This window comes from Limnothrix sp. CMB-01 (assembly GCF_055193175.1).
Map to the genome: position 1 here is coordinate 4,094,483 of NZ_CM143720.1, position 12,697 is coordinate 4,107,179.

A 12,697-nucleotide genomic window follows, 5' to 3' on the forward strand; every position below is an offset into this window, starting at 1 on the left:
TAATTTCGCATTGATATCGATCGCCCAGTTGATCGCCAATTTGATCGCCCAGTTGATTCAACTGCTCGATCGACGGTTCCAGTTCTTTGCAATTTCCTCCCGATCGCCATGTCTTCCCCTTCTCTGCCGCCGCCGGCCGTTTCTGAGTTGCCCTCGGTGCGTTTTTTGCAGCAGCCCACCTCCCAAGCTTGGGTGAACCAGGCGATCGCCCATTTGGATGAGGTGCTGATTGATCATGCCAACTGCGAGCGAAAGGCGGCCGGGGTGGCCTTGCAACTGATGGGCCAATACCCCACAAAAACGCTGCTGGTGCGCAAGCTCACCGCGATCGCCCAAGAGGAGCTGGAGCATTTTGAGCAGGTAAACCAATGGCTCGATCGCCTGGGAATTGCCCCTCGGGCCTTGGCAGCTCCGCCCTATGGGGCCACCCTGCGATCGCAAATTCGCCGCCAGGAACCTGGTCGCCTGCTGGATTCCCTGCTGGTGGCGGGGCTGATCGAAGCCCGCAGCCATGAACGACTGGGCCTGTTGGCGCAACATTGCCCCAATCCGAAGTTGGCGGCCTTCTATCGCAGCTTAATGGCTTCCGAAGCACGACATTACGGGATTTATTGGGTTTTGGCGGATACCTACTATGATCGCCCGGTGGTGATGGAACGGCTGGCAGAGTTGGCGGCGATCGAAAGCGATGTTTTGGCGACGCTGCATCCCCAAGCACGGGTTCACAGTTAGGGCGAGTTTTTAGATCCCTGCGATCGACTTGCGATCAACTTGCAATCGGCCACAAATCCTTGAAACCCTAATTCTGAGATCGCAAAATCCTGGGGAACCAGAGGACTGAGCACCTTACCTGCAATGGCTTGAACTGGAAAATCAGCTATGTTAAGGGGCCAGAGAAGAGCCGGAATCATCACCATGAGCCAAATAACCAATTCCCTGGATCCCCAGTCGATCGACTGTAAAACCGCCTGTGTCAATGGTTGTGTTTTGGGTGACCAATGCCCAAATCAGGAATTTGCCAAGGCTGCGACCCAATTTATTTGGGATACGCCGCTGGATAAGTTAAACGAAATTGCTGCCGCCCGATTCACTAAGCCCTTTGAATCGCAACTGCAACCGATCGACCTGAATCAAATCGACCTAGAGCAACTGGATTCGGAATCCTAGGGGCGATCGCCCAGCCGTTATCTAGCGATTGTCTGGTGATTGCCTGGTGATTGCCTGGTGATTGCCTGGCGATTGTTCGGTGATGGGTGAACCCGGGGAACCGGCCCGTTTGAGCGGGCCGCCCAATGTCAGAATATCCATGGTCAGGAATTTGACGATTTGGAAATTTGATCGATCGCGAAACTCCGAAAACTGGTGCGGGAGGTTTGCTGAGCAGGCTCGTTGAGCAAGCGGCCCCAAATCGCGATCGGGTGTTTCCTCCGTCAGTGGCTCCCGTGGGTGGCCGCCCTGACCCAGGACGAATTGTTTAGAGAAAGTTGGGAAAAGTCGTGGGTTTCAAAGTCGGTCTGTTGGGTCTCGGAACCGTTGGAGCGGGTGTGGCGCAGATTTTGCTGGACGCGACCGGCCGCAGCCCGCTCCTGCAATCGTTGGAACTCTATCGGGTGGGGGCCCGATCGCTCGATAAGCCCCGGCCGGTGGAAATTCCCCGCGAACAGCTCACAACCGATTTGCAATCGATCGTCACCGATCCCGATGTGGACATTGTGGTGGAGGTGATTGGCGGACTGGAACCGGCGCGATCGCTGATGTTGGAAGCCATCCGCCACGGAAAACATGTGGTGACCGCCAACAAAGCCGCGATCGCCCGCTTTGGCCCAGAGCTATTTGATGCGGCCAAGCAAGCGGGGGTTTATCTGATGCTGGAAGCGGCCGTGGGCGGTGGCATCCCCATCATTCAACCCCTGAAGCAATCCCTGGGGGGCGATCGGCTCAATGGAATCACCGGCATCATCAACGGCACGACTAACTACATCCTGTCGCGGATGACCGCCGAAGGAGCCGACTTTGGCGATGTGCTTGCCGATGCCCAACGGTTGGGCTACGCGGAAGCCGACCCCACCGCCGACGTGGACGGCCTGGACGCGGCCGACAAAATCGCAATCCTGGCCTCCCTAGCCTTCGGAGGTCGCATCAAACGGGAAGCGGTGCATACGGAAGGTATTCGCAACATCACCGCCACGGATATTACCTACGCGGACAAGTTGGGCTTTGCGATCAAACTGCTGGCGATCGCCCGTCGCCAGGGGCCTGCCGTATCGCTGCGGGTGCATCCTACCCTTGTGCCCCACAGCCACCCCCTGGCCCGTGTGGACGGCGCATTCAATGCAATTTTTGTAGAAGGCCAGCCGATCGGGCAGGTGATGTTCTTTGGCCCTGGGGCCGGGTCTGGCCCCACCGCCAGCGCCGTGGTTTCCGATGTGTTGAATGTGGCGGCGGCCATGCAAGCCACGGGCGAGCGGGCCACACCGGTCATTAATCCCATGTTGGCTTGTAGCCACAGCGATTTTTGCCCCATCGCCTCACTGGATGATCTGGAAACCCGGTTCTATGTTCGCTTCCTGACGAGCGATCGCCCCGGCACGATCGGCCATATCGGCAGTTGCTTTGGGAACCGTTTGGTCAGCTTGGAATCGCTGGTGCAAACGGAGGTGAACGGCGACGAAGCCCAAGTGGTGGTAGTTACCCACGCGGTGCGAGAAGGGGACTTCCGTGCCGCCCTGGCTGACATTCACGCCAGCGATGCCATTCGATCGGTAGCCAGTGTTCTGCGCGTGATTTAGCCATCGCCGCCGGAATCCACCGGGGATTCACTCTGGAATCCACCGGGGATTCACGCAATCGGGGGAGACGATCAGGACGACGATCGCCCCAGCACCTCTCGGGCCTGCAAAATCCAGCGCGTCACTTTGCCTAAGTCAGGACAGAGATTGCGCTGCTGCAACTCTCGCACATGCAACCGCAACACCTGCTGATGGAGTTTGTGGGCCGGTTGCTGTGCCAGTTGCACGGTGCTGATGATGCCTGAATGCAGCAGCAAACCACAGTGATCTAGTCCCACGCTGGGAACCCGGGCCAAATCCGCCAGGGCAACCCATTTACGCACATGGTGCTCATGGAGTTGCAATTGGGCGGCGATCGCTCGTTGTTGGTCGCGACTCGCAGCCGATCGCAGGAGCGATCGGGTATCAACCAGTCCCAATTCCTGAAGTTGCAACAAGTCCTTCGCACTCAGCCCCGGCAATTGAGCCAAGGGCCACCATTGGGCGATCGCCCGCTGAGCCATTTTAATTACGCTCCCTTATGCTGCAAAGAGTGATAATGATTCACGGGTGATGCATGGATAAATCGTCCGGTTTTGGGTGCTTCTTCCGTCTTGTTGAGAGTCCGAGGGATAACCACCGCCTTCATGCTCTCTCGATCGCAGCCAACCCCGTCACTGCTCTACCCAATGCTGCAATTTGAAGATTCGATTGCGCATTTCCGAGGCACGATCCCGATGCACATTTTCGAGCTGCAATCTCCAAGCCTCAAACAGCTTTGGCATCCTCATACTTGGGGATCGTGGATGAATAGACTTAGACTATCAGCAAATGCATCACTCCCGGATTTGCGTCAATAGGCTGAACTCAGGTCGATCGGGTCAAATCATCCGGGTTCCCGAAAATTCATTCACAAAAACGAAACAAATGCTAGCCAACCCTTGGGCAGCAGCGCCTTGAGTCAGCCCTGCTGGGTTTTTCGTTTTTGCCAGCTCAGTTGCTAACGTCTACGTCCTGCCTTGGTTTTGGGTATGGGTTTTGGAGATTGGTGATCTTTTGGAGCAATCCTGGGGCGCAATTTCACGAATTGAGGTTGCATTTTGTCTTCAATTCCATAATCCTGCCCCAAAACCCTGCCCCGATCGACTGTTTCTAGATCATTAATCAGCATTCACGGATTTTGTAATCCGATGGTTGATTAGTTTCGGGGAAAATGATCAATTTCTATGGATGCAATAATCAGTGACTATCGCTAGTGACCATGATGAATGGTAATCATTAATCGCAAATATCGATCGTGCATGGCAATCATGGATGTTTTTACGGATGATTATGATTGAGTCATGAATCAATGGTGATTAATTGCTGTCAGTTTCTGCCAATTGCCGCCAGCAAATTTATGGATTTTTTTTTTGCAACTAAGGTACAAACCATGACATGAAGCAAGGTCGTAAAATATTGTGTTTTGCTTGTGTTTTTGCTGAATTTTCATCATGTTTCGCTCATATTTCGCCATTGCAAGCTGATCAACTTGAAATTGATCAATTGAGGTTGACCAATTGGCTCTAATTGCTCTTCAGATTCACCCACTGAGGTTGACCAATTGGCTCTAGTTCATCGCTAGTTGCTTCCTAGTTGCTCCTTCTCCCCATCCTGCGCCTGCCATGACTGCTTCGATTGTTCTGGAACCAGAAGTGTTCAATGCTCTTCAGCAAGAGCTAGAAACCCTGCGCCTGAAGGTTCGTCAGCAGCAAACTCAGTTTGATCGTTTAACGCAAAACCTACCGGGCGTGGTCTACCAATTCCAAGTAGACGCGGCGGGCGCAATGACGTTTCCCTACGCCTCGATCGGCTGTCGTGAGCTATTCGAGGTGGAACCGGAGGGGATGATCCAGGCGATTGAGATGTTGTCGCTGGCCGATCGGGAAACCCTGATGCAGGCTACGGAGCGATCGCGGCAAAACCTGTCGGATTTTCACTGGGAAGGGCCGTTCATGTTGCCCTCGGGGAAAGAGCGTTGGTTGCGCTTGGTGTCCCGGCCGGAACGCTTGGCCGATGGGAGGACGCTTTGGGATGGCTTGGTGATTGATGTGACGCAACAGCGACAGGCGGAGGAGGAGCTGCGGCGCACTCAACGGTTCCTGTCGGCGGTGTTGGATGCTTTGCCGATGCCGGTGGTGGTGAAGGAGGCGGCGGAGTTACGAGTCAGCACCCTGAACCCGGCCGCCGAGCGGTTGTTTGGGGTGGCGGCGGCGGATTTGTTGGGCCGGCCCATGGATGAGCTGTTTGCGCCGGAAGAGGCGGCGGAGTTGAGATCGGGCGATCGGGCGGCCTTGGCACAACGACAAATTTTGGATCAGCCGCCAATGCCCATGCGGATTGGTGGTGAGCAGCGTTGGTTACAAAGCCGCCGCATTGCCATTTGGAACGGCGATCGCCCGCAGTATCTGATGGCAATTTACGAGGATGTGACGGAGCGCTACCAATCTGAACAGGAGCTGTTGCGGCAGCAGGCGTTGCTGAAGTCGCTGATTGCGGCGGCCCCGATCGGGATTGCGATTACCGACCGCCACTATCGCATTCTGGAAGCCAATCATCGCTTGTCCGAGTTGAATGGCCTCACGGTGGCCGACCACCTCGGACAAACGATGCAGGCCACCGCGCCCAACCTAGCCCCTCACTTGGAGCACATTTATGAAGAGGTGTGGCAAACGGGCCAGGCCATTTCCAACCTGGAGGTGACCGGGGCCCAACTGCATCACCCCGACCCCGATCGGGTTTGGAACCTGTCCTATTTCCCAATTTGGGATCGAGAAGGAACCATCAGCGCGATCGGGACGATCGTGGTTGAAATTACGGAGCAGCGGCGGATCGAAACGGCCTTGCGCCAGGCCAACAGCCGGTTTCAACAAATTGCCGATAACCTGCCGGGCATTGTCTTCCAGTATCGACGCAGAACCGGCGACCCCCTAGGAGAATTTATCTATATCAGCTCCCGGGTGCGCGAAATCTTCCATGTGGAGCCGGATGCGATCCTGGCGGATTCGGCTGTTATGTGGGGTTGTGTGCATCCCGATGATGTGGCCATCTTCGCAGAATCCATGGAGCGAGCAGTGAACCATGGTCTGGAATGGCGACACAAATATCGAATTTTGTTGCCCTCGGGTGAATTGCGCTGGATCCAGGGCATTTCGCGCATGGTGTTGGACGAAGAAGGCACGCTACATGCCGATGGGTTGCTGCTGGACATTACCGATCGACAGTTGGCGCTGCAAAACCTAGAGCAAATGCGCGATCGGTTCCAGCGATTGGCGGGCAGCATACCCGGCGTGATTTATCAGTACGAAACGTCCGGCAATGATCCCGTGGGACGTTTTTTGTATCTCAGTCCCGGTTGCCAGGAGGTCTATGGCATTGACCCCTTACGCGGCCAAAACGACCCCCTCAGTCTCTGGACGCTGACCCACCCCGATGACTTGCTCAATGTTCAAACATCCATTCGGGTTGCCATTGAAACCCGCGCCGATTGGCAGTATGAATATCGGATCATTACCCCCCAAGGGGAAGTGAAGTGGCTCCAGTCCGCCGCGCGGGGACGGTTTCTCAAGGATGGGCGATCGATCTGGGATGGATTGATTTTGGATGTCACCGATCGCAAGGCCGCTGAAGTGGCCCTGCAACAGGAGCGATCGCTCATGCAATTGGTGTTGGATAACGTTTCCGACGGGGTGATGGCCTGTGACATGGCTGGGCGCATCACCCTCGCCAACCACACGGCCCGACAGTGGTACAACTGCAACCTGCAAGGACTCTTGCCCGAAGAGTGGATGAGCCTCTGCACCGTCTTGGAGCCGGATGGCATCACCCCGATCGCTCCGGCCCAAATGCCCTTGAGCCGGGCGATCCTAGGGGAATCGGTGCATGATTTCGAGATGGTGGTTCATGTGGCCAACGAAGACCCCCATCGAATTGTTTGCCATTCGGAACCTCTGCGGGAAAGCGACGGCTACCAAATCGGGGCCATGGTCGTGATGTATGACGTGACGGAGTATTACGAAGCCCAAGAGCGGCTCCGTCGCCTCACCGAGAGCCTGCAAGAGGCCCAGCGCGTGGCCCATTTGGGTTCCTGGGAATATCACGTGGCGACCGGTGAAGTCAGTTGGTCAGAGGAAATTTTTCGGCTCTTTAACTACCCGATCGAGGAAGGTGTGCCGGAGTTTGATCAGTCGATTTCTCTCTACAGCCCCTCCTCCCAGCAACGTTTGCAGATGGCGTTTGAAGAATGCCTCAGCGACGGTCAATCCTACGATCTGGAACTCGAAGGCATCGAGCAAATTAACGGGTTATCGCGCTACTTCCGGGTCAAGGGACTGCCGGAGCGAGATGCCAATGGCCAAATCGTGCGGGTCTACGGCATTTTGATGGATATCAGCGATCTCAAACAGGCGGAGGCCATCCGTCGCCGGAGCGAAGTGCGGTTCCGTACTCTGATTGAGGCCACCTCGCAAATTGTTTGGGTCACCAGCCGCCTGGGAGAGTTTGCGGCCGATCAGCCCAAATGGCGGGCCTTTACGGGCCAATCGCGCCAGGATTTGTTGGGCTGGGGTTGGCTGAATGCGATTCACCCAGCCGATCGCGCCGCCACGGAGGCCGCCTGGTCTCGTTCCATCATCAGCAAACAGCCCTTCACCCTGGAGCACCGGCTGCGACGCTATGACGGGCAATATCGCTACATGAGCGTGCGGGCCGTGCCGATTCTGGATGATGTGGCCAGTGTCTATGAGTGGGTGGGGGTTCACACGGATATTACCGATCGCAAGTTGGCGGAACTGGAGCTGTTCGATCGCGAGGCCTTCCTGCGCACCATCTTTGACGGGGTGGAATATCCCATTTTTGTTTTGGCCGTCCTGCCCGATCGCCGGTTGGAATATATCGGTTGGAATGCGGCCAGCGCCCGCTTAACCGGACTGCACGAGTCCCGGGTCTATCACCACACCCCCACCGAAGTGTTTGGCGAAGAGTACGGAGCCATCATGGAAGCCCATTATTGGAGCTGCGTAGACCAACGCCAAACCATTGTTCAGGATGAGTATGTCACCACCCAGAAGGGACATCTGTGGCTGCTGACCACCCTGAATCCACTGTTTGACAAGAAGGGGCGCGTTTATCGAATTGTGGCCACCTCGATCGACATCACCAAGCGTCGCCAAGCCGAAGATGCCCTCCAACAAAAGGCAGCCGACCTAGAAGCGGCGCTGCTGGATTTGCAACATACGCAAAATCAACTGATCCAAAGCGAAAAAATGTCCAGCTTGGGGCAGTTGGTGGCGGGCGTGGCCCATGAAATCAACAACCCGGTGAACTTCATCCATGGCAACCTCAGCCATGCCCATCGCTACGCGGAAGACCTGCTGGAAATTGTGCAAGCCTATCAAGAACGAATTCCCAACCCAGACCCAGACCTCAACGACCTGATTGAGGAAGTGGATTTGGAATTTGTGGCGGAAGATTTGCCCAAGCTCCTGCAATCCATGCGGGTGGGCACCGATCGAATTCGCGAAATTGTCTCCTCCTTGCGGAACTTCTCCCGACTCGACGAAGCGGATGTGAAGGAGGTGGATTTGCACGAGGGAATTGATAGCACCCTGCTGATTTTGCAAAATCGCCTGAAACCGAAGCCGGAGCATCCAGGTATTCAGGTGGTGAAGCAATACGGTGTTTTACCAAGGGTGGAATGCTATGCCGGACAGCTCAATCAGGTGTTTATGAATATTTTGGTGAATGCGATCGATGCCCTTGAAGAGCGCGATCGCCTCCGCGACACCGAAGCCATCAAAGACCATCCGAGCCAAATCACAATCACGACCCGGGCGATCGACTCCCGTTGGGTGCAAGTTCAACTGTCAGACAACGGGCCAGGCATCGCCCCAGACATCCAGCAACGACTCTTCGATCCTTTCTTTACGACCAAGCCCGTGGGCAAGGGCACGGGGCTAGGCATGTCCATCAGCTATCAAATCGTGACGGAGCGCCACGGGGGCCGCTTAATTTGCGAATCTGCGCCCGGCCAGGGAGCCACGTTCATCATTGAAATTCCACACCACCAAACGGGCCCGGCGGCCCATCCGGAAACCTAGGGCTTGGCCTCTGGATTCCTTGAAGACTATCCCTTGGGCCAAGGCTTTCCGTGGGGAACAATCCCGCCGAGGTTGCCACAATCCGAGGGAGCGATCGGCCCCGGATTGGCAAAATCTCATCTTTTTTAAAAAATTCTCTTAAAGATTCGTAAACTAGTTAGACACCATCCGGGCCCGACTGGCCGGATGCGATCGGTGTCTCGAAACTTTGAGGAGTGTCATGAAGTCACTGCCCCAACAGCCGCTCTCGTTGATTGAGCGCGCTTGCCTGATAGGTCACATTATTGCCATGGCGTTTGGCCTGGCTGGGTTGCTGTACGTCTTGCCTCGTCCTGACCTGATCGCCAGCTTGCCGCCCATTGGAATCCAGTTTTTTCAATGGAGTATGGGTCAGGGGGGTGTTGGCTACATCATCCTGGGTGCAGCGGCCGTTGCCCTGTACCTGGCCCGCGTTTTGGGTTGGCAACGGATGTTGCTGTTTTTCTTGCCCTCGGTGGGCTTGTCCTTGGGTAGCGAACTGCTCGGAACCAGCACTGGCTTCCCCTTTGGCCACTATCACTACCTGTCGGGGTTGGGATACAAGGTTGCGGGTTTAGTGCCGTTCACGATTCCGCTGTCTTGGTTTTATATGGGTGCGGTTTGCTACCTGCTGGTGATGGTGGGGCTGGAGCGTTTGAATTTGCCGGGGCTGCTGCGCCAGGCGGGAGCCGTGGTGGGTGGCGCGGTGTTGCTGATGGCTTGGGATCTGGTGTTGGATCCGGCCATGAGCCAAACGTCGCTGCCCTTCTGGGAATTTGAGGAAATTGGCGAGTTCTTTGGAATGCCCTATCGCAACCTGTCGGGTTGGGTGGCGACGGGGATGGTGTTTATGTCGGTGGCGGCGCTGTTGTGGCGTGGTCAGCGGTTGAATTTGACCCGATCGCAACTGACGGTTCCGGTGATTGTCTATCTGGTGAATTTTGCCTTTGGGGCAGCGATTACGGTGTTTTCGCTGGATCCGGGCTTCCTGGTGCCCACGATGATGAGTGTGGCGATCGGGGTGTTGCCGGCGGTGCTGTTGTGGGCGATCGCGCCGACGGAGGCTCCCAAGGCGGAACCGACGGAGACCGAGCCTCTGAATGCTCCCCCGCTGGAAGTGGTTGCTAAGTAGTGGTTACTCAGTAACGAACGGGAACTTGGCCACTTTTGGCCGATCGCCCGATCGCAACATAACCCCAATCTTCTCCCCCCAATCCCCTCTGAGCGGGTGCGGGGGGTTGTTATTCGATGAAGCATTCAGCCAAGCAGGCAAGCTCCAATTGGCCACAAGCCCCCTGTAAAATTCACGTTGAGAGCCTCGCGGGTGTTCACAACCCCCTTGGGCTGATGCATTTTGCCCTGTATTGCGCTTTAATATTGCGCCTTGTTTCGATCGCCCTTTGCGATCAATCCCACTGCGATCAATCCCACTGGAGAACAGCAGCATGGTGACCGGAGCTGAAACTGAGACCGGAGCGGTAGTTTGGGGGGCGATCGCCCTTGGGTTGTTATTGGTGCAGCTTCCGGCCGTTGCCATTTTGTTGGCTCGGTTAATGCAAGGCCCCGGTCGCCAACAGCCCCTGCAACCCAGGGACACCACCCACGACCAGCTCGGTTCCGTCAGCATCCTGGTGCCCACCCTGAACGAGGCGGCCAGGCTGGGGCCCTGCCTCACGGGCTTGGGGCTTCAGGGCTACGAAGTGCGGGAAATTTTGGTGATTGACAGCGACTCCACCGATGGCACGCCGGAGTTGGTGAAGGCCGCCGGTCGCCAAGATCCCCGCCTGCGATTGTTGCCGGATGATCCCCTGCCGGGAGATTGGGTGGGGCGGCCCTGGGCGTTGCACACAGGATTTCGCCACAGCAACGAACAAAGCCGTTGGATTTTGGGGATTGATGCGGATACTCGGCCCAAGGCGGGCTTGGTGTCGGCGGCGATCGCAGCGGCCGAAGCGGGGGGCTATGATCTGGTTTCTTTTTCGCCGCGCTTTTTGCTGCAAACGCCCGGTGAGCTGATTTTGCAACCGGCCCTGTTGATGACGCTGGTGTATCGGTTTGGGCCGGCGGGCAGCTCGATCGGGGGGCCCACTCGCACCATGGCCAATGGTCAATGCTTTTTGGTGCGGCGCGATCGGCTCGTGGACTTGGGCGGCTACAGCAGCGCTCGGGGGTCTTTTTGTGATGATGTGACCCTGGCGCGGGCGGCGGCGGCCCAGGGCATGAAGGTGGGCTTTTTGGATGGGGGCAAGCTGATCGAGGTGCGCATGTATGAAGGGGCCGCCGAAACCTGGAAAGAGTGGGGCCGATCGCTCGATCTTAAGGATGCCAGCCCCCGGGCCCAAACCCTGGGGGATTGTCTCTTTTTGTTAGCAGTGCAGGGCTTGCCCTTACCCTTGGTATTGTTATTATTCGGGCCGGCCTGTGCCAGTGCTTCCTGGTTGGTAACCGCCGCCTGGGGCCTGAATCTGGCACTGTTGCTCATCCGATTTGCCTTAAATTGGGCGATCGCACCGTCCTATAACCTCAGCGGCGCAAAGCTTCCCTGGCTTTTCTTTCTGTCGCCCTTGGCGGATCCCTTGGCCGCCCTGAGAATTGGGCTATCATCGGTGCAAACGCCGACGCAGTGGCGCGGGCGTAGCTATTCCCCAGCCGTGCCAACCAACGCGGGCTAGTTCAGCGGCATCACATCTTCCAGGGGTTTTGCCCCCCTTTTGATTGCCCTGGATCCTAGCCCGGCCGCTGCTTCCGTCCTGTCGTCGCGAGGAGTGCCGCCCGTGAGTGGTAACGAACAAGTTGTCAAGTACTTCATCATGGAAGCCAATGAGCATCTGGAGGCGATGCAGGCGGCCCTGGGGAACTTGCAAGCAGTCATCGAAGAATATGAGGAGTGCAACACCATCTACCGAGCCGCCCACACCATCAAGGGCAGTGCGGCCATGCTTGGCTTTGAGGGAATGCGCCACCTAGCTTTGTTGCTTGAAAACTGTTTTAAGTTCCTGCGCGAAAACCCTATCAAGTTAGATAACAGAGATCAGCAAGATTTCGCAAACGGTGTCGCCCTTTTGGAGAAATTGACCCGGGCCCTGGAGGGTGGCACTTACAACGATGAGCAGGCCGTTCCGGCGGTGGACAGTCTGCGCCCATCCCTAGAAGCTCTATACGAACGAATTAAGAAGCGGGCGGCGGGCGAACCGGAAACACCTGCCCCAGCGCCTGCCCCAGCGGCTAAACCCCTGCCGGCCAATTTTGGCCCGTTGGTGATGGAAGCGCTGAAGCAAATGGTGGTGCTGTTTAAGCAACCGGCCACGCCGGAGTTGCGCGCACAGCTCGATCGCCTCTGTCAAAAGCTGCTGCAATTGGGTGATGGCTATGCCACTTGGCAAACCCTGATCCAAGCCACCCGCCGGGCGATCGCCCATCCCAAAGTGCCCTTCAATGCGATCGCCCCGATCGTGGTGCGGGATCTGAAACAGGCCACTGAGTTAATGGCCGGGGGCAAAGGCCACAGCATCACCCTGGGCCCCGAACTCCAAAAATTTGCTCCACCGGCCGCCGCAGCCGCTGCGGCCGCTCCCGCCGCGACCCCAGCCGCTCCGGCCGCTACTCCGGCCCCAGCCCCGGCCAATGGCCAAGTCAGCATTCCTCGGGATCCCAAGGGTGCTGCTCGGATTCTGATTTCCACGTTCCCCAAGGATCAACTGATGGAAATTGCCCGCTATTTGGCAGCGGCAGCTCGCTAGGTGCGCTGCAAGATGCTGGGGGTTAATCAACGGT

8 protein-coding genes are annotated in these 12,697 nt (G+C 56.8%); 7 read left to right on the top strand and 1 reads right to left on the bottom strand.

The window, feature by feature from the left end; all coding sequences use genetic code 11:
- The first annotated feature begins 108 nt into the window (after positions 1 to 108).
- The 3 genes from ACZA91_RS16965 (at position 109) to ACZA91_RS16975 (ending at position 2,789) form a co-directional block, all read left to right on the top strand.
- On the top strand, positions 109 to 732 hold the full coding sequence (locus ACZA91_RS16965) for a MiaE family protein (RefSeq protein WP_463183600.1): 624 nt from the start codon (positions 109 to 111) through the stop codon (positions 730 to 732).
- Between the two features lie 183 nt (positions 733 to 915).
- On the top strand, positions 916 to 1,167 hold the full coding sequence (locus tag ACZA91_RS16970) for a hypothetical protein (RefSeq protein ID WP_190355451.1): 252 nt from the start codon (positions 916 to 918) through the stop codon (positions 1,165 to 1,167).
- Between the two features lie 329 nt (positions 1,168 to 1,496).
- Positions 1,497 to 2,789 (top strand): homoserine dehydrogenase, encoded by a 1,293-nt coding sequence (locus ACZA91_RS16975; RefSeq protein ID WP_190527235.1) that lies wholly within the window; start codon positions 1,497 to 1,499, stop codon positions 2,787 to 2,789.
- Positions 2,790 to 2,860: 71 nt separating this feature from the next.
- Here ACZA91_RS16975 and ACZA91_RS16980 read toward each other — a convergent pair whose 3' ends face one another.
- Positions 2,861 to 3,292 carry a DUF4332 domain-containing protein gene (locus ACZA91_RS16980; protein ID WP_463183602.1) on the bottom strand — a complete coding sequence of 144 codons (432 nt, stop codon included), beginning with the start codon at positions 3,290 to 3,292 and terminating at the stop codon, positions 2,861 to 2,863.
- 1,140 nt (positions 3,293 to 4,432) lie between these two features.
- On the opposite strand from ACZA91_RS16980, the gene ACZA91_RS16985 reads away from it, so the two are divergent.
- The 4 genes from ACZA91_RS16985 (at position 4,433) to ACZA91_RS17000 (ending at position 12,663) form a co-directional block, all read left to right on the top strand.
- On the top strand, positions 4,433 to 8,905 hold the full coding sequence (locus ACZA91_RS16985) for a PAS domain-containing protein (protein WP_463183604.1): 4,473 nt from the start codon (positions 4,433 to 4,435) through the stop codon (positions 8,903 to 8,905).
- A gap of 220 nt (positions 8,906 to 9,125) precedes the next feature.
- A complete protein-coding gene (cruF, locus tag ACZA91_RS16990) occupies positions 9,126 to 10,055 on the top strand; it encodes a gamma-carotene 1'-hydroxylase CruF (protein ID WP_463183608.1) in 930 nt (309 codons plus the stop codon).
- 313 nt (positions 10,056 to 10,368) lie between these two features.
- A complete protein-coding gene (gene cruG / locus ACZA91_RS16995; protein ID WP_463183611.1) occupies positions 10,369 to 11,595 on the top strand; it encodes a 2'-O-glycosyltransferase CruG in 1,227 nt (408 codons plus the stop codon).
- Between the two features lie 102 nt (positions 11,596 to 11,697).
- Positions 11,698 to 12,663, top strand: a complete 966-nt coding sequence (locus tag ACZA91_RS17000) for an Hpt domain-containing protein (RefSeq protein WP_143473099.1) — start codon at positions 11,698 to 11,700, stop codon at positions 12,661 to 12,663.
- Positions 12,664 to 12,697: the final 34 nt, after the last annotated feature.